Source organism: Cohnella cellulosilytica (assembly GCF_042431195.1).
GTDB classification, from domain to species: Bacteria; Bacillota; Bacilli; order Paenibacillales; family Paenibacillaceae; genus Cohnella; species Cohnella cellulosilytica.
This window is the reverse complement of sequence record NZ_JBHMDN010000019.1, coordinates 16,586-35,456: the sequence shown is the minus strand read 5'-3', so window position 1 is coordinate 35,456 and position 18,871 is coordinate 16,586. Positions and strand designations below refer to the sequence as shown.

Below are 18,871 nucleotides of genomic sequence, written 5' to 3'. Positions count from 1 at the left end.
CCCTTATATATTGTATATCGACGTTTTATATTGTTTTAAATTAGCCGGTTCGGTAAACCACGCAATCGTCTCCACAAGACCCCGACGGAAACCTTCTCCGTCTGCAAATTCTGGTGACCAGTTCAGTTTCTCCGCTGCAAGCTTGTTATCTGCCCATAAACGTTCGACTTCGCTCTTATCCGGACGAATACGCTCTTCATCCGTGATCCACTCGACATCTTTGCCCATGATCTCGCCGATCAGCTTGGCTGTATGCCCAATCGATACCTCGAAGTTGCTGCCAATGTTAATCACTTCCCCAATTCCCGCAGGCGACTCTAACATATGAATGAATCCGCGAATAGTGTCTCTCACAAAGTTAAAGTCTCTCGTTGGATGAATGGCACCCAGCTTAATCCGCTTTTGTCCTGCGGCAAGCTGCGTAATGATCGTTGGAATGACCGCTCTAGCGGATTGACGAGGACCATACGTGTTAAACGGCCGAATAATACTAACCGGCAACTCGAACGAACGATAGAACGACAGCGCCATCTGATCAGCACCTATCTTAGACGCTGAATAGGGTGAGTGACCTTGCAACGGGTGCTTCTCATCAATCGGTACATAAAGCGCTGTGCCATACACTTCGCTCGTCGATGTATGTACAACTTTGCGAACACCGTGCTTACGCGCTGCCTGCAGCACATTAAGCGTCCCTTTAATGTTCGTATCAACATAAGTGTCTGGTGAGTGATAGGAGTATGGGATGGCAATAAGCGCCGCCAAATGCAGCACCGCATCGCACCCCTTCATTGCCTCATGGACGCCGTGCGGATCGCGAATATCACCCGCAAATACTTCAAATTTACCTCGAACATCTGCCGCCGCATGGTCAAGCCATCCCCATGAATTGAACGAGTTATATAAAACAAAAGCTCGCACGTCATATCCACCACGTACAAGCATCTCAGTTAAATGTGAGCCTATAAAGCCATCCGCCCCTGTTACGAGCACCTTTTGAATATCGCTCATATATTCATTCACCTCTGAGTTCAGATATCTCGATTTATTGGATACGGTTTGCAGTTTCTATCTGGACATGAATAATTTCAATCTCCTGTTGTGTGGAATATAACGAATAGAACTGTCCAGGGACAACGGATATCACTTCTCCCCGCATGCATTCCAATCTACGCCCTTGAGATGCAAAGATACAAGGCCCATCTACTATTGTGATCGTATGAATCTCATCCACTCGCGTTTCATTGCGCCATAGTGAGTTCATGAAAATGTTAATGCGTTTAGTTATCGTCCTTCGTCCATCCTTGTCAAAGTAATCGAGGACACGATAGCTTCCCCACTGTCGTTCTTCATACATCGTAAGCTGTTCAAAGCCTTTCATCAGCTCTTTCAATCGTGGACTCGTTGGCTTGTCCGTCACGAGAATCCCCTCATGACCTGCCGCTACGACCACATTCGAAACATTAAGAACAAACACCGGAATATTCAGCTCGTTTACAATATGCGTGTTTACGCTATCTTCGCTAAGAACTCCATTACCGAAAACCCTCTCACCAATTTCCTCAGTAAACGTATTCCAAGTTCCGAGATCCTTCCAGTAGCCTTTATACGTGATCGCAACTATACTTATTGCTTTTTCCACGACAGAAATATCAAAGCTAACTTTCTTCAGGCTATTATAGGCTTGCTGCAATTCCCTATAACTTGCAGGCAAGTTATGCTGATCTATCACCTGCCGAATATAGGATAGTCTAAATGCAAAAACACCACAGTTCCATAGTGCATTCACCGCAATTAGCTTCTCAGCTTCTTGTTCCGTCGGCTTTTCAAAAAAAGCGCTGACCGGCATGTACTCATTTTCCGTATTCGGCAGAACCGCTGGGATAATATAGCCATACTTCGCAGAAGGGTATGTTGGTGTTGTACCCATCAATGCCAAATCCGCGGAAGTTATATTCAATATATGCTCAAATTCCGTTATTTTGCGGAAATAGCTTTCTTCAACGAACGGATCTACAGGCAGTACACAGATCACTTCATCATCCGGAACTGACAATTTATCTCGGAGATACAAACAAGATAGTGCAATAGCTGGGAAGGTATCTCTTCTCTCCGGCTCTACAATCACAGCAATATCATCGCCGAGCTGTTGCTTGATGATCTCGATGTGCGAAGCACTAGCGACGATATGAACATCAGAACTGAGACCTGCTCCATGTAGCTGCCGCCACACTCGCTGGAGCATGGATTCATACTGCCCCTCTTCGTTTTTCAAAATTTTAAGAAACTGCTTCGATCTTGCATCACTGGATAATGGCCACAGACGTTTACCTGAGCCTCCGGATAATAATACTATCTTCATAGGGTCATTCCTGGTTGTTCTTTACACTTATCACAATACCAGTCATAGGTTTGTTTAATACCTTCACGCAGCAGTGTAGTTGCTGTCCAGCCCATCGCAGTAAGCTTAGATACATCCAGCAGTTTTCTTAGGGCTCCGTCTGGTTTAGTGGAATCGAATACTATCTCCCCTGTATATCCAACAATTTCCCCAATCAGCTGCGCTAATTCAAATATCGTAATATCAACGCCAGCTCCAATGTTAATTAATCCATGATTACTTGCATCTGGCTGGTTGATCAAGTAAACACATGCATCGGCTAGATCATCTGAGAATAAAAACTCTCTGCGCGGTGTCCCGCTCCCCCACAATTCAACTGTCGGTTGGTTATTCTGCTTAGCCTCAGCAAATTTCCGAATTAACGCCGGAAGCACATGCGAAGTTTGTAAGTCGAAATTGTCCTCGATGCCATATATATTAGTCGGCATTACTGACACAAAGTCCGTTCCGTACTGGCGATTATAAAATTCACACATTTTCAGACCCGCTATTTTGGCAATGGCATACGGCTCGTTCGTCGGTTCTAAGTAACCACTCATGAGATGTTCTTCTTGCATCGGTTGCGGTGCATGCTTAGGATAGATGCACGAACTTCCTAAAAACAAGAGTTTTCTCACATTGTTCAGATAGGCATAGTGAATAACATTCGTCTGGATAGCTAAATTATCACGTATAAATTCCGCAGGATACGTAGAATTAGCTAGTATTCCACCTACTTTGGCTGCGGCAAGAAACACATACTCTGGTCGCTCCGTGCGAAAGAACCTTTCCACCTGCCCCATATCCCGCAAATCTAACTCCGAACTAGAACGCAAGATCAGGTTATTGTACCCTAGAGAGCGCAGTCTCCTCGTGATTGCGGAACCAACAAGCCCTCGGTGACCGGCAACATAGATTCGAGCATCTGTATTCATTATCGCTTCACCTCGACCTCATCATCCGTTCCTTAATTTGAATCTTTAACATGTCCTCTCGCACCATCGATTGAATCAACTCATGGAATGTCGTCTTCGGCTCCCAGCCAAGCAATTTCTTAGCCTTCGCAGGGTTCCCGATCAATAGATCTACTTCAGTCGGTCGGAAATATTTAGGATCTACGCGTATAAGAACCTTACCCGTCGCTCGATCTATACCGAGCTCATTAATTCCTTCACCTTGCCATTCGATGGAGATACCTACTTCTTGAAAAGATAGTTCTGTGAACTCTCTAACGCTGTGCGTTTCACCCGTAGCAATAACAAAATCTTCGGGCTCTGAATATTGGAGCATACGCCACATAGCTTCCACATAATCTCCAGCAAAACCCCAATCGCGCTTAGCATTCAAGTTACCAAGATACAACTGATCTTGAAATCCACACTTGATGGCAGCAACTGCACGAGTGATTTTACGCGTAACAAATGTCTCACCTCGTACTGGTGATTCATGGTTAAATAAGATCCCGTTACAAGCAAACAGGTTGTAGGCTTCCCTATAGTTGACTGTCGTCCAATAAGAGTACAGCTTCGCTGCTGCATACGGACTACGAGGATAGAATGGCGTTGTTTCGCTCTGCGGAATTTCTTGCACCTTGCCGTACAGCTCACTTGTAGAGGCCTGGTAAAACCTCACTTTCTCCGAAAGCCCTAGAATACGGATGGCTTCCAGGAGGCGTAACGTACCTAGTCCATCCGCATTTGCTGTATATTCAGGCGTGTCAAACGACACATGCACATGACTTTGTGCTGCGAGATTATAGATCTCGTCGGGCTGAACTTCTTGGACGATTCGTATCAAATTCGTTGAATCTGTCATATCGCCATAATGTAGGAAGAAGAAGTTTGTGTCATCCTCATGCGGGTCTCGATACAAATGGTCAATACGCTCCGTGTTAAATGATGAGGAACGACGCTTAACACCGTGCACTTCATAGCCCTTCTGAAGTAAAAATTCAGCGAGATAGGCACCGTCTTGTCCCGTTATCCCAGTAATGAGTGCCTTGCGTTTATTCCCTGTCATCTGACATCCCTCATTTTGTTCGCTCACTCACTATAGTTATTTATCGGCTTCCTACTATTGATTCCATACAACAAATTGTTTCCATGAGTAAATCGGAGGAGCGGCTTCCCCTAGAAGATTAGAAATTTGATCACGAATTTCTGCGTCATAGTCATACTCAAACGCCAAAATGATAGCATCTATCCTACGCCCATGATCCACCAGCCATTCTGGTGCATAAACCGTAATTCCACGGATACTCGCCCCTTGAATTTTACGATCATTATCTAAGAAAGCTTGTACCTGAATCCCGCTCTTTTCTAAATCTATAAGCATATAAAGCGACAAATCTATTGTTCCGAAAATAGCTACACTACGAATTCCTCTATTGAAAGCAGTCTTTGAGATAGGCTTATCATCCAATAGTAGCGTTTCAACCCATTTTTTATAATGTCCACCATTCATTTCGCCTCTAGTTAATGGCTGCAGCACGCTCTTCCCAAAATGTTTGGTGCAAATTTGAACAAGATCCCTGCGCACTTCCTCCAAATTCGCAATATCTGTAGACGTTCCGCCTGTTCTAAACACCGCAATAGCACGATTAATAAAGACACAATTTGCTTCATATTTCTTAAAGAGTTTAACGTTCGCGTCAAAATCACTCGCGATTCTATACTTAAGCTCGAACAAGCCAAATTCATCAAACACGCTTTTTTTAACGAATATCGCTTGATGAGTTATATTACGTCCCAATTGAAGATTAGCAAGAGTCGTTTTGTGTCCATAAGGCTTATACAACCCAATTTTCTCATTGACGATTAGAACATGCCCGTATATAGCTCTATTAGATGGATCAGAATCGAATTCGGCTAATACATCTGAGATTACCGTCTTGTCATGCAGATAGTCATCTGAATTCAGAAAGTATACAATATTACCTGTTGCCGCCCGTATTCCTTTATTAAACGCATCATAAATGCCTGCATCCGGTTCCGAAATGACGATATGAATCAAATCGCGATACACACTAATGATATTGAGTGTTCGATCTGTAGAACCTCCATCTACAATGATAAATTCCAATCGGTCATACGCCGACTGTTGCAGCACACTTTTAATGGTGTCCTCCAGGTATCTCTCACTGTTGTACGTTGCTGTAATAATAGAAATCTTGTTTTCAGCACTTTGACTCAAGATGACACCTCACTTTTCATTTTCGAAAAATAATGAAGGGGTCCTTAACAAATGAATCTTACTCCGGATTTCCTCTATATTCCAATCCCACCATTTCACCCTTAACAAAATCTCTGTTTCTTCAGGACTAAAGCGGTAACGGATTAATCGAGCTGGCACCCCTCCAACGATAGCATATGGGGGAACATCCTTTGTAACTACTGCACCGGCGCCAATTACTGCCCCATCACCAACGGTTACGCCAGGTAGTAGAATTGCGTTTGCACCTATCCATACGTCATTACCAATTACAATTTTCTTATTAGACGCTATTCCATACACATCTATTACTTCTTCCTGTGGTAGAATGCCGGGTATCCCTTCATAACCTAGAATCTCATTTTCTGACGTATACAATATCGGGTGAGTCGTTATGAAGTTCAACGGGTGATTTACTTCTCCAATCCGCACCGACTCATTAATCGATGTAAATGCTCCGATCTCTTGCAGCAGTGATTTCGGATAGCAATGCTTCTGATAACCATATGTAAACCGACCAATCTTTACGCCTTCAACGACTCTTGTCGTTGTCGTTTCCTCCACAACTCCGCGATCAAACACCTGCATATAATGTTCATTCTCAATAAACCCCAATGCGTTCAACTGTTTAAATATGGAGGGGTAGTGCGCCGTAGCAACAAGAATATAGTATTCATTACGATCGATTTCAGCCAAAAAGTCTGCACGAACAACATCCTTTGAAATAAAGGAAGTTATTCCCGAATGGTTATCTATGAAAAATGCAATATGAGGGTAAAGCCACAAGTACTGTGAGAGAAACTGGTCTGCCACCTTACCTGTCCCAAATATAGCTATTTTCTTTCCGTCACGAAGAATGCTCTCGTACAATTGTTTATGATCCACGTACATCTTGTTGCACCCCTATATAAACAAATCTTCGTAGGTCACCCGTTCGAAAGAATCTAGATGACCCCCGGCTGTTGCATTACGAATACGTAAACTACTCTGTTCTGCAATTAATCGCAATGCTTCATACTCGCTCTTTTGGGTATTAATTATTCGTTGAAGCTTTTCGTAACCATGTTCCCTCCATCCATTCTTATAAGTGTTAATTTCCTTTTCATTTTCCTCGTAAGAATGCGCTGACCATACACCGTTTTCAATATCCTGAATACTATACCCCCACCAGGAATGATCGCACCCAATGAGAATAATTTCTTCATATCTCAAACTAATGGCTAACATCAGCGCTACAGAAATAACATTCTGAGCAAATTCAGGAAGCGCCTTTTCAAAATTAAGTATCGTTGGCTCATAGTTCACAATATGTTCTAATAAATAGTAATAAACACGGTCTGCTGCCGGATCATTATCTGTCATATAGCCATAAGAATCATTATGAATGAACAACTTGGTTATGGGTAGTCTGTCTCGCATTGTTTCTAATAATCGATCAAGATATTGTGCTTTCTGCAACCAGAACCCCGGGTCTGCAACCACCCAATATTTGGGATTCAATGAAATTAGACTATCGTCCCTATACGAAGTGTTCACGATAATCGTGTCTTCATCAGCGAGCAACTGTAAATTCTGTTGCAACAACGATGGACCCGTCCCAATAATAAAACAGCGTTTAGCCTTTTTATTCTCCATTAGTTGCTTGTTGCGCTGAAGTAATTGTCGCGTCAAACTCCAGTCTTTTATAGGAAAATGAATAATATTCTTATTAAACCCAAGAGCATTTATTTGCTCAATCAAAGCACCTCCATCTACTACGGTGATGATGATTTCATAGGGTACAGTAAGGTAACTTGCAATATTAGAGACAGCGTCGATCGGAACACCATGCATATACGTTCCGATCTTACCTATGTCATTGTCCAAAATCACGCTTGGAATACTTGAGGCATCCAGCCTCCTCCACTTAATCAAGAGTTTCTCAGCTTTCCTACCTGCCCCTACCCATATATATCGCACTTCAATGCCCCCTTTTCCCCCACCCTAACCCTACACTAATAGACTGTCTTTAATAGCTTGATAAATTTTAACGCCGCTTGTCCCATCTGCATTCACGTAGACACTGGAAGCCAGTCCTTTACGATGGTGTGCGCATGGGTCTTCACCTCGTCCAATCATCTTCGCAACTTCTGGTGCAGGCAACTCTCGATTAACTGTATAATAAAACGCATCATTTGTAATCAATGAGCCTTCGGGAAGCTGCCCTCCCCAATAAAGTATCGGTTTCTCTGTTAACAAGTACGCCGAAAGCAAAGATCCACCACAAGTAATTAGCATGTCCGCAACTTTCAATGCCGAAAAATAATCAGGGGATTCATCAAAGATGATATGTGAATATAAGGAGTCGCCTTCTTTGATACTACGAATCAGATTCGTATAATATTCGGAAAATACCGGCGTGTATTTATAAATGGATGCTTCAGTCAGCGGATGCGGCCGCCAGATCAGGATGCTGTTGTCGACCATATGTGGGAGGTTAAATATCTCCATCATTTTCTCAAATCTTTGGAAAAAGTTTTGTGCAAACATTAAACATGGTGTCTCGAATACAAACACCTTTTTTCCCTTTACACGCTCTTTCCACTCCTCAGGATATGCTTGTTCATTACTTCTAAGCGCTCTCAACATCCCATCTAATTTCGGCGTTCCGAGCACTAGTAGTTTTTCCTTCGGAACTCCGTCGCGAATTGCTGCTTCCTTTAGCGTGTCATTGACAAGGACAACGCGATCAACATTATGAATGGTCGGTATATTGTACGCCAAGCTTTTTTCACCCTCGGAAGGGGCTATGAACGAAGAAATGTGATACGGAACATATACGAGCATTCCTGTGTATTGCTTTAAGTTCGAGGTAAAAAAGACTTCGTGAACACGAGTAATCGTATTGTACTGGTCGTAAATATTATGTACATAAATCACATCCGGCTCTTCATAAGCCAGATCATACTCGTTATAATGTGTGATTGGTATATGAGCGGGGAATTGGTTCCCTTCATACGTCGGAATCTCTTTATCACCAGCAATTTGATAATACGGAATCGGTACTACCTTAGCTTCACAATCGGGATCAATTGCCGCTGCTTCATAAATGGTTTCCAAGCTATCCCACATGGACGCCTTATATGGAAAAAAAACAATTTTCAATTTCGGCTTGATTTCTGCTGCTACGATCTCCCGAAGCACCTCCACTTGCTGGTCCAGCGTCTTTATTGCAATATTATTAATAAGCGAGGCATCAGAATACAATGCTGCAAACTCCGCCTGAATTTCCAATAACTTTTGTTTAGACCTCTGAAGCGACGACTCTTCCTTGTTCAATTGATTCAGAATAGCCGCTAGCGCCGCTGAACAGTCTTCGATAGCCCTCCTTTTATCAGTCATTTTTCCTATTTCAGCAAGCATCTCTGAGATGCTGCCGAACAGTGCAAGTATTTTGTTTTTCATACTTAAAAACATAATTATTGCCCCTTTATGCGTGTCAAATGTGTGCAGTTAATAACCGATTCATTCTCTCAAGCCTTTCGGGGAACTCCCTATTCGTATCCATATAATCAGCTAAATACCGATTCATTTCAATTTGCATTTGTTTCAACTTATCTTGATCCTGAAGCTCCACGGCTAGTTCTGCTAACAAGCTAGCATGATAAGCATAAAACCGTTTGACCCATTTGATAAGATCCGATTCGACTACGCTGTTTTCAAGCTTCTCAATGATGCGAGTATAAACCCTTATAATATCGCTTCTCTGGCTTAAGTCTTTGGCATGGTCAAGTGAATCCTCACGCTGATAATAATGATAATACGGCGTATCATAATAGTAAGCGGTGTTCGCTTTCATTACATAATCAAAAAACATAAGTACATCGCCGCCACTAACTTCTTCCCAAAAGCGAATTCTATCAATTCCGTTAGTCGGATTAAACAGATTCACACGAAAAAGTTTATTCCAGTAGTATGCTCCGAAGGCACGATATGAATCACGCATAAACGTATATCGCAAGATTTCTTGCCGGTTAATAATACCTGGTACGAAATCAACCTTATTTTCAACTTGAGAGCTTTGCTCACCCGTCGCAATAAACCGCCCCGAGCAAACAAAATCCACATCATGGTCTTCGAGCATCTTCACCATTTCTTCATAGAATTGAAGCTCCACCCAATCATCCGGATCAACAAACCCAACGTAGTCTCCCGTCATTATATCCAGTCCAGCATTAATCGCACTAGAGCATCCCCGATTTACTTGATGAACTACCTTTACTCGTGAATCTCTCTGCGCGTACTCATCGCAGATTTCTCCCGAACGGTCGGTCGAACCATCGTCGATACAGATAATTTCAAGGTTCGGATACGTCTGATGAACCACACTCTCCAGACTCTTACAAATATAATGTTCTACGTTGTAAACAGGTATAATCACAGAAATCTTCTTCATCTGGACTCCCTCCTTAATTCCCCTCCAGGTCCACAACCGAAAAGGCATCCCAGAATGTGCGCATTGATTCTATGTTGCCGGTTGATACACGCAAATAGCCTGCCAGGATTCCGGAGCGGTAGTCCCGAATCCACACCCCTTGCCCTTTCAACGCCGCAATCACATCTGTCGACTTTTTCCTCGACCTGAACAGAATGAAGTTACCTTCCAAAGACAGTACTTCGTAGCCATGATCCCGTAGTTGCTGAGAGAGCCACTCTCGCCCTTCCATCTCCGCGACACGCTGGTTCTCCAGCACGTCCGGGCGCTTTAAAATCTCTTCGGCGAACAGCAGTCCGACATTGCTTACGTTAAAGGTCGCCTGAGATCTCTCCAGATAGTCGATCAGTTGCGCGTTGCCAGCCGCATAGCCGACTCTCAACCCGGCAATTGAACAAACCTTGGAAAAGGTTCTTAATACGATGAGATTTTCGTAATGCGCAAGCAACGGCATGAATGTGACTTTATAATAGTAGTGATAGGCCTCGTCAATAAGAACAAGCGCGCCGACCGATCCTGCCTTCTGTATAATGGCGTGCGCCTCATCTTCCGTATAGGTTGCACCAATGGGACTATTTGGATTAAGAAGTACGACAATTCCGGTCGACTCGTCAATGGCTCCCAGCAACCGCTCTACCGGAATCGTAAAATCGGCGGCATACTCTACCTTCACATGCTCCATGCCGAACATCTCCGCATAGACACCATACATTTCAAATGTCGGTGTAACTGTCACGACCTTTTTTCCTCGTTCTCCGAAGCATTGAAATGCCAATCTCATCGCTTCGTCTGAACCGCTGGTGATCGTAATCTGATCCTCTTGCATTCCGCAATGTGCCGAGACTTGCCGCACAAGTCTATTTTTCTGTGGATACGTGGCTAGGAATTCCGGTGTAATCTTCCGCTTCACTTCTTCTACGAAATCTGTCGGAAGCCCCTCCGGGTTTTCATTCATATCCAGCCGCAGAACTTGATCTCGCTCTTCATGAAATTTCACACGATACAGGTTTTTAATATGTTCATTCACATACATGTCGTTTGACTACCTTTCCAAAAGGGTGTACCAACGATCCGTCTCGTAAAATTGCTTCTCATTGTTTAAGTGTGGCAAGTACTTCTGCTCGCGAACCGTAAATCCCGCCTCCGTGAACACCTTGTAATGCTGAATATACTCTTCCGGCGTTCGATAGATAACATCGTAGTTCGCTTTCAGCGCTTCCGATGGACATTCATCCAGCGTTAACCTTCTCTCAACCGCGACTGTTTCCGTGAAGTAAATAACGCAGCACTCGTCCAGCAACGACAACAATCCCTCGTAACATGCAGGCAGTTCCTCGTCGTTAATGTACATGCAGACGCCGCCAACGATCAGTCTGTCGAATCTTCCTTTGTAAAACTCCGCCGATTGCTGTACGGTTTCCTGGAAAGAGAGGTTGTAGAAATCATAGTTCTTTCCCTCGAAGCGATTGCGATTGCGCGCCGCCTCTACCATCTCCTGCGAGAAGTCCGTTCCGCAATAATAACCGCTTAACGGAATGATCGACTCCGCCCATCTGCCAATCCCGCACCCGATATCAAGCACGCGGTTCGTCTGCCCAATTTGCAACTCCGGAAGAATGAACGTCTTCTCGAATCGATTCCACTCCTCCGCATGGCTTGGATTCTGATCCCCAAGCAATACCGATACATATGGGTTTGCCATGCTTGCAATAGCCTTGGCCCGTTCGTTGTAGAAGCTGCGCGTGTTCTCCGTCTTAATATTGACACGTTCGCCATATATCCGATGCCGATCAGACAAGCGCCTCTTCCTCCTTCTCGATGTGCTTCAGAATCCGTTCGTAATCGTCGAAATAATCGATCTCCGCCCAGAATCTCCCGCCGACATCCACTGTATATATATTTTGTTCTTTCGTATCCGCAAAGGAATACAACACATTCTCCCACCATAAGGAGTGCTGATGATTGCCAACCAACGATTCGAGACGCTCATTGAATTTCCCCATGAAGCTTGCTTTGATTTTGGCGAGCCCGACATATTCGCAGCTGCGGGACGAAAGTGGAAGCTCCTTCCCGTACTTCTCGATGCAGCCATTGTCTGTCGTCAAGAAGAAATAGTCGCCGACCTCAGTACGAGTCTTATCAATCGCTATGCTGACCTCTCGTTTGTCGTCAAGTACAAGATCAAGAATGTCCTTCGAGAAGTACACATCCGCATTGAGTACAATCGAATCCTCCTGCAATTCATCCCTTGCAAACCATAAGCTGGCAATGCTGTTCGTCACGTCGTAGAATGGGTTGAAATAATACTTAACCGGCAATCCTTCGAGCGCTTGGTATATTTTGCTCGATTGGTACCCCACGCATACGACCAATTCAAATCCCGAATCGAGCAGCATCTGCGCCGTTCGGCGGATGAGCGGAACTCCGGCAATAGGTAATGTCGATTTCGGCACATCCTCAATCATTCTCGAGATTCGAGTGCCGCGACCTGCAGCCAATAAGATTGCCTTCATTCTCATCATCCTCTCTATGAGTTACAGGCTATACGAAGAAAGCGGAGAAGTTATATTTCGGTGATTCGGCGGCGGCGGCGTCATGTAGTCATCCCCATAGACATAACGCAAGTAGCCGTCCCAATCTGCTGGTACATAGTATTGTTTTCCTTCAAAAGACAGGGTCATCAATTCCGTAAACCAGCCTTTGAGAAACCCATTCATCTCCGCTTTTCCATGATAACCAATGCAGCCGACGCGCTCGCAACGCTTCTCATTAAACGCAATGGATAAGAGCTTAGCTAAGCCGAACGCTGCCTGCTTCGGAATCAACCGCACAACGCCCCACCCCATTGTCCCAAATAGCGTTTCCGATGTCCGCCAAGCTACACGCGCATAGAGTATTTTTCGGCTCATCGCCGCAAGCATTCCACGAACCGACCGAAGTACGGCGAGATTCGGCACGCCGTCCCGTGGAAATATATCTATGAATACTCCGTTATGCATCTTCAGATGTTCTTGACCAAGACGTACCGCCTGCGTACCCGTGCGTCTTAATTTTCCGTATAACCATGGATAGTGCTTGTCTGTCTTATTTGTTTGAAAGAAGGTGTCCTCTCTGAACTCCTGCTTGTCAATCTTGCAAAATTTGTCGTAGTCGCTGCGCAGCATCTCTACGTCAATGTCGTCATCCCAGGGAATAAAGGATCCGTACCGCACCGCTCCCAATAAAGTCCCTGACGCAATGATATAGCTCAGCTCATGCTTCCTGCACAGAGCATCGAATTCCGCAAGCAATTCGATTTGTATCAGCTGCATTCGCCGCAGCTCGGCTTCTGTCATTTTCTTTTGGCTATATTTCAGCATTTCGTTACGGATCATCGCCCTTCAGCGCGCTTACTATCCTTTTTATCGACATTTTTTGACTTGGACTTTAGCAGTCAAGAGTAATTCAACCTTTCACTCTCTCAATCGCAGGCTCATACCCATACGAAGCCGATAACGCGTAATACTGTTGTGCCCCAGAATCGTTACCCACTGATTCATAAAAAACAGCCAAATTGTATGCCGCCAAAAAATTAGATGAGCCCACAACAACTTCTTCAACTCCGCGGCGCCCTAACTCCAGGCACTTCAGATAGCTGTTCTCGATATTCTCAACTACTGAATAGTCCTGCGAGTCAATCGCATAGTCAAGCAGAAACTGTGCAACCGCGAAGCAGAAATCCGGGGAGCTTTCCAACAAGGCTATTTCATCCCCTACCAGCGCCAGCGCTTGATCATAATGTTTGCATTTCGTATGCGCCTGAAGCAGCTCCGTGACCGTTTCCGCAGCAAATGGAACCGAGGGCTTCAATAAAGCATAAGCTTTCTTCAAATACTGCTCGGCCAGCTCATGCTGTTTCGTACCCTGATATTGTCTGCCTAATTGGAAATTTAAATAAGCGCTATCCGGTTCGTCTACCAGTGCTTTCAATAATAACGGGATATTGCGAATGGACTTATCCGTCATGTAGTAGCCGTCATGCAGCAACCTTAACCCCGTCTCCACCATCGGCATGAGCGGAGTCGGTTGTTCGTGGATACGTCCCTTGTAGGTTACTCCCCGTGGAAATAACCTTGGAATCCCACGTACCCCCTCAAACTCATGTCCATATTCCACAAATCGGGACACAATATCAATCAGGCCTATTCGGCGAGCAGTTGTACTCGTAAAGGCTCTAATTACGTCAGCGCTGCCTTCCACAAAGTACTCATCCGCATCCAGCACAAGCATCCAATCCCCTGACGCCTGCTTAAGCGCATAGTTTCTGGCAGCCGAGAAATCGTCACACCATTCGAAATGAAACAGCTTTGCTCCGTACTCTAGAGCTATTTCTATTGTGCGATCCGTTGATCCCGTGTCTACAACAATAATCTCGTCAACCATCGCTGCAGCGCTGTCCAAACACCGGGCCAGATACTTCTCCTCATTCTTAACAATCATAGCTAACGATATCAAGGTTACACGCCCCATTTGTGTTCGGATAGAATATGTGATGATCTAAACCATATTTTCCGTCCAATTATTGTAGCAATCATACAGAGTGGCTTGGAAAAAGTCATAGTGCTTTCCGTTCAAATAGGCTTCATACTTAAAATCAAGCATTGCATTTTTCACTTCATTAGTCTGGTACTTTAAGTCCATATTATCGAATAGTATGTAATACTGTGCGATGAGAACTTCTGCGCGGCTTATCGCCTCAATAGCACAATCCATGCTTGTATGCCATTCCTCTTGTTGGGGTATTGGATAATTGGACAAGACATACTGTAAGGCTTGGAAAACTTCTTGATTATAGGAATGAATGAGATCAAGCACTTGTTCTTTCAAATTCGCCTTATACGAGACTGCGGACAGCTCCTTGGACACAAAGCTGACGATAAACCCTTCCGTCCCAAACGGATAGAGTTGAAGATCATCCGCCGGCAATAACTGATTCAACTCTACATCGTACATCCCTGAACCGTATAAAATCACCTGGCCCTTCTGGGCCGCCAGACGATTGCATTCATAGACTGCGTGTTCAAGATCGTCTCTGAATAGATCAATATTAATTAGAACTGCAGCAAAAGCCTTGTCGTTTAACATCCCCAAATCCTGAAAGCTTGTACCGACGATGGATACCCTATTATCAGAGTTATTGGACCGATAGTCGTTCTTATCGTAAAGTTCGTACACGAGATTGTCTTCACCGAACAGGGCAACCACATTTGCATATGCGCTATTAAGCAAATTACCGCCCACGCTCAACAATGCAACAGGAGCATTTTGGGAAGACATCTTCTTAAAAATCTCTGCAAATATAACCATCGTTTGGGCCTGGAGGATTCTCGGAAGATCCGACTCGTAAATCTGCTTAATCAACTGATAATAGACTTGAGCCTGCTGCTCCATTCCAACCGAGGAGATGTTCCCGTACCTATCATTAAAATCGTAAATCACGTTCCCTTCAAAAACCAGCCTTCCTCCGGTAAAAACAAGCGATTCTCCGTAAAGATAGATATCTTTTATTGGCTCAGTCAATTTACATGTCCCCTGGCAAGAGATTTATGAGATGATTCAACTTGCAAACGATTTTTTCATAACTGAAAAATCTTTCCCTGTATTCCTGGATATCATAGCATCCTCTGGCAAAATAACTTTCATCATTGCATATCTCCACCAAAATTCTTGATAATTGCCTTATGTTGCCGACTTCAAAACTTTTACCGCATTTTCCCCAGTTCGTGGCGTCGCCTACCGCATCGATTTCGCTGCATACGATATAACATCCATTTCGCGCGGCTTCAACCCATACATTTGGGGTTCCCCCTTCGAACTCGGAGGTCAACGCAAATACTTTTGCTTTCTTATATTCGTTTTCAAGCTTATCTTTATCCATAACTTTCCCGGTAAAAATGACTCTATCTCTAAGATGAGGGGACTCGTTAAAAAAATCTTCAATATATGGCTTAAATGAATCTTCAATCCCGCCTACTAATTTCACTTTCCAATCCGGAATTGCCTCTGCGATTAATCGAAAGGCTTCCATTAGTACCCAGTTTGCCTTTTGAGCCGTACCAATTCTGCCCACCGTCAAAATTGTATTTTCCTTTTCCGAATACTCCGTCCGTTTACGGGGAGCTAGATCGACAGAAGCGTTGGGGACATAGTCAATGATATACGGCCACTTCTTCGAAAGATGTTGTTTTAGCTTTTTTGACTCGACAGTGATTACATCACAGTTGCTTAGAAGCTCCTCATAACCAGCCTCTCTAAAAGCTATCCTATCCTGCCAGTAAAGATTAGCATCCAGCTTCAGGATAACCTTGCCGTCGGGTCGCAGCTGCCTGTATCGCCGAACCATTTCAATATGTGAAGGATAGGCCCCGAAGCAGAACATGACATCGATTCCGGAATAATGTTCAGAAATATACTCGCAGCACATTTGCACCCATTCGCTTAAATCCTGCGGCGTTCTCAAGATTTCCAATTCAAGACCGCTCAGCAGTTCGTGATAGGTGTATTCCTCTTTTTGAGCCGTGACGATAACCGTTCTGTATCCTAAATATTTATGAAACATATAGGGAACCAGACAGCAGTCCTTCATCAATTGCTCGTTCGTATAGTAAATGTAAGGTGAAAAGCTGTATATTCCCTTTGCCATTTGAATGTCGTCCTTGTCTTATAATTTAGCTTATAATAAAATATATCGGTCAAATTCCGCCACACCATTAGAAAGACTGCAAACATTCCCGGACACCCGATCCCCCATTGGACTTTTCAGCAAACTGTATTAATATTGAATCACGTACATCCCACTATGCTCGCATTTCGGAGGGCTTATGAACAAACTAATATCCTTGTGCATGATCGTTAAAAATGAGGAGCAATTCCTCGAACGCTGCTTAAAGAGTGTAAATCAGTGGGTAGACGAAATGATTGTCGTAGATACAGGCTCTACAGATCGTACGAAAGACATCGCCCGAGCCTTTACCGACAATATCTACGATTTCAAGTGGATTAACGACTTCGCAGCAGCACGCAACGAAGCGCTTAAACATGCATCTGGCACATGGATTTTGATTCTGGACGCGGACGAGTACATGGAAGAAAACGATATTCGCGGGCTTCGAGACTTCCTGGCTGGCGAGAAACCGTCGTCCAAATTTGTTTACCGAGTTACTGTACGCAACTTTATGGACTCTTCGAATCATACCGGAATATCCGAGTCTCCCATTCTTCGGATTTTTCCCAACCGTATGGGCTTTGAATATTACCGCCCGATTCATGAACAAATCCGGTTGTCCAGCGGCTCCTCCTATGAGATTATTGCATTGCCGTTCCAGATTCTTCATTCCGGCTACCTCGAGCATGTCGTAGCCGCTCAAAACAAGCATGACCGCAACATGTCGATTTTCGAGCAAATGATGAGCCGCACCAAGCTGAATGCCTACGATCACAGCATGATCGGCCAGCAGTTAAGCATGATGAGAAAGAGCGAGGAGGCGCTTCCCCATCTGAAGATCGCCTTTGAGAACGGCAGCAAGTCCTCCCCCTGGTACCTAAACAATCTATGGACGATGCTCGACGTTTACCTGCAGTCCCAGAAGTATATCGAGGCGTGGAGCTTGATTGACGAGCACATGACGGAGTATACGGATTACCCTGATATCCGCTGTGTGCGCGGTATCATACTCCTCTCACTGGGACTTCGCGAGCAAGCCAAGCAAGAGCTGGTGCTTGCGCACCGCGAAGCGGAAAATAGAGCTCGACTGAACCATAATATAGCGCTCGTCAGTCCGAATCTGGGGATGCGTATGCCGCTCTGGCTCCTCGCTGTTACGTTTGAGAACGAGAATAACTTCCAGTCCTGCATCCATTATCTCACGCTCTTGCTTAGAGCAGACGATCAAGACATTGAGGCATGGGTTAAAATGGTTGAAGTATTAAGCCTAAATGAATCCGCTGCGAATATTGCCGCTTTTCTGAACAGACTGCTTCATGTCGACGCTGCGCCGCAGAAGGTCATTGCCATGGCAAAAATCTCAATCAGCCTCGGAAATCAGCAACTGGCACAGTATTATATGAATCGTTTGCCGTCCCTTGACGTTTTGAGCTTAAGCGAGCAGCTTCGATATGCTTTATTAAGCAAAAATCTGACCGTTTTCGAACAATGCCTCATGAACAGAGCCAGCGATGGGTTGACTGACTCCGCAGCAGTTAAAATGGTGATTCTCGGCTCTATCGTATGGTCCCGTCCGGAATGGATAGAGCTTTGCAACCAGACACTTACTGATGAAAGCATTGGGCTGCAGTTTGCCCGAAATCTTCTCCAACCAGATCGGGCCGGGCAAAGGGATCCTTCCTTTGACCCCGTAGCCACCGATCTCTTAAGTCAACTCTACTTTTTGAAAGCTTGGGATACCTTCGACTCCCTCATTGACCGATTTAGCTCCGCAGCCGTTATCAATCAATTGGCTAACGTTTTTCTAGCCAAGCACTTTGTTCAACCGGCTATGCAGTATTACCAGCACTTGCTTGACCATAACGAGCTAGATGCGACAAGCTGCGAAAATCTGGCCTTGTTGCATGCTATGGATGGAAAAATTGAAGAGGCGCTTGAGTTCTGGGAGCAAGCCATTTCACTTCGACCTGAAGCCCCAATCAGACTATTTATCCAATACTGCTTTTATTGCAAGGATTCTCACGACAAATCGGAAATGAAAGCCAGGCTGGCTGAGCAACATCCGAATGATGCCAAGTCAGCGCTTATTCAAGGTTTATAACGG

The 18,871-nt window shown here is 44.5% G+C and carries 17 protein-coding genes; 1 reads left to right on the top strand and 16 read right to left on the bottom strand.

Features of this window, described 5'->3' with window-relative positions; translation table 11 throughout:
- Positions 1-3 precede the first annotated feature (3 nt).
- The 16 genes from ACFFT4_RS15100 to ACFFT4_RS15025 form a co-directional block, all read right to left on the bottom strand.
- Positions 4-1,011 (bottom strand): NAD-dependent 4,6-dehydratase LegB, encoded by a 1,008-nt coding sequence (locus ACFFT4_RS15100; protein WP_378048955.1) that lies wholly within the window; start codon positions 1,009-1,011, stop codon positions 4-6.
- 34 nt (positions 1,012-1,045) lie between these two features.
- The gene (locus tag ACFFT4_RS15095; protein ID WP_378048953.1) at positions 1,046-2,362 is read right to left on the bottom strand and encodes a sugar phosphate nucleotidyltransferase; all 1,317 of its coding nucleotides are present in this window, start codon (positions 2,360-2,362) and stop codon (positions 1,046-1,048) included.
- Entirely contained in the window at positions 2,359-3,315 is a 957-nt protein-coding gene (locus ACFFT4_RS15090) for a GDP-L-fucose synthase family protein (protein WP_378048951.1), read from the bottom strand. The genes ACFFT4_RS15095 and ACFFT4_RS15090 overlap by 4 nt, the downstream gene beginning before the upstream one ends.
- 7 nt (positions 3,316-3,322) lie before the next feature.
- Complete coding sequence (gmd, locus tag ACFFT4_RS15085) at positions 3,323-4,399, bottom strand: GDP-mannose 4,6-dehydratase (RefSeq protein WP_378048949.1); 1,077 nt, start codon at positions 4,397-4,399, stop codon at positions 3,323-3,325.
- A 54-nt stretch (positions 4,400-4,453) separates the two neighbouring features.
- Positions 4,454-5,572 carry a glycosyltransferase gene (locus ACFFT4_RS15080; RefSeq protein WP_378048947.1) on the bottom strand — a complete coding sequence of 373 codons (1,119 nt, stop codon included), beginning with the start codon at positions 5,570-5,572 and terminating at the stop codon, positions 4,454-4,456.
- A 9-nt stretch (positions 5,573-5,581) separates the two neighbouring features.
- Complete coding sequence (locus tag ACFFT4_RS15075) at positions 5,582-6,481, bottom strand: CatB-related O-acetyltransferase (protein ID WP_378048946.1); 900 nt, start codon at positions 6,479-6,481, stop codon at positions 5,582-5,584.
- 12 nt (positions 6,482-6,493) lie between these two features.
- On the bottom strand, positions 6,494-7,549 hold the full coding sequence (locus ACFFT4_RS15070) for a hypothetical protein (RefSeq protein ID WP_378048944.1): 1,056 nt from the start codon (positions 7,547-7,549) through the stop codon (positions 6,494-6,496).
- Between the two features lie 30 nt (positions 7,550-7,579).
- Positions 7,580-9,046 (bottom strand): CDP-glycerol glycerophosphotransferase family protein, encoded by a 1,467-nt coding sequence (locus ACFFT4_RS15065; protein ID WP_378048942.1) that lies wholly within the window; start codon positions 9,044-9,046, stop codon positions 7,580-7,582.
- Between the two features lie 22 nt (positions 9,047-9,068).
- The gene (locus ACFFT4_RS15060) at positions 9,069-10,025 is read right to left on the bottom strand and encodes a glycosyltransferase family 2 protein (RefSeq protein WP_378048940.1); all 957 of its coding nucleotides are present in this window, start codon (positions 10,023-10,025) and stop codon (positions 9,069-9,071) included.
- 13 nt (positions 10,026-10,038) lie between these two features.
- Positions 10,039-11,097: a pyridoxal phosphate-dependent aminotransferase gene (locus ACFFT4_RS15055; protein ID WP_378048939.1), complete on the bottom strand. Its 1,059-nt coding sequence runs from the start codon at positions 11,095-11,097 to the stop codon at positions 10,039-10,041.
- A gap of 9 nt (positions 11,098-11,106) precedes the next feature.
- Positions 11,107-11,766, bottom strand: coding sequence for a class I SAM-dependent methyltransferase (locus ACFFT4_RS15050; RefSeq protein ID WP_378048937.1), 660 nt, complete (start codon positions 11,764-11,766; stop codon positions 11,107-11,109).
- A gap of 88 nt (positions 11,767-11,854) precedes the next feature.
- On the bottom strand, positions 11,855-12,577 hold the full coding sequence (locus tag ACFFT4_RS15045; RefSeq protein WP_378048936.1) for a phosphocholine cytidylyltransferase family protein: 723 nt from the start codon (positions 12,575-12,577) through the stop codon (positions 11,855-11,857).
- A gap of 21 nt (positions 12,578-12,598) precedes the next feature.
- Positions 12,599-13,438 carry a LicD family protein gene (locus ACFFT4_RS15040; RefSeq protein WP_378048934.1) on the bottom strand — a complete coding sequence of 280 codons (840 nt, stop codon included), beginning with the start codon at positions 13,436-13,438 and terminating at the stop codon, positions 12,599-12,601.
- Positions 13,439-13,508: 70 nt separating this feature from the next.
- Positions 13,509-14,558, bottom strand: coding sequence for a tetratricopeptide repeat-containing glycosyltransferase family 2 protein (locus ACFFT4_RS15035; protein WP_378048932.1), 1,050 nt, complete (start codon positions 14,556-14,558; stop codon positions 13,509-13,511).
- 42 nt (positions 14,559-14,600) lie between these two features.
- A complete protein-coding gene (locus ACFFT4_RS15030; protein WP_378048930.1) occupies positions 14,601-15,623 on the bottom strand; it encodes a hypothetical protein in 1,023 nt (340 codons plus the stop codon).
- A 1-nt stretch (position 15,624) separates the two neighbouring features.
- Positions 15,625-16,746: a glycosyltransferase family 4 protein gene (locus ACFFT4_RS15025; RefSeq protein ID WP_378048928.1), complete on the bottom strand. Its 1,122-nt coding sequence runs from the start codon at positions 16,744-16,746 to the stop codon at positions 15,625-15,627.
- Between the two features lie 178 nt (positions 16,747-16,924).
- On the opposite strand from ACFFT4_RS15025, the gene ACFFT4_RS15020 reads away from it, so the two are divergent.
- Positions 16,925-18,868, top strand: coding sequence for a tetratricopeptide repeat-containing glycosyltransferase family 2 protein (locus ACFFT4_RS15020; protein ID WP_378048926.1), 1,944 nt, complete (start codon positions 16,925-16,927; stop codon positions 18,866-18,868).
- Positions 18,869-18,871 lie beyond the last annotated feature (3 nt).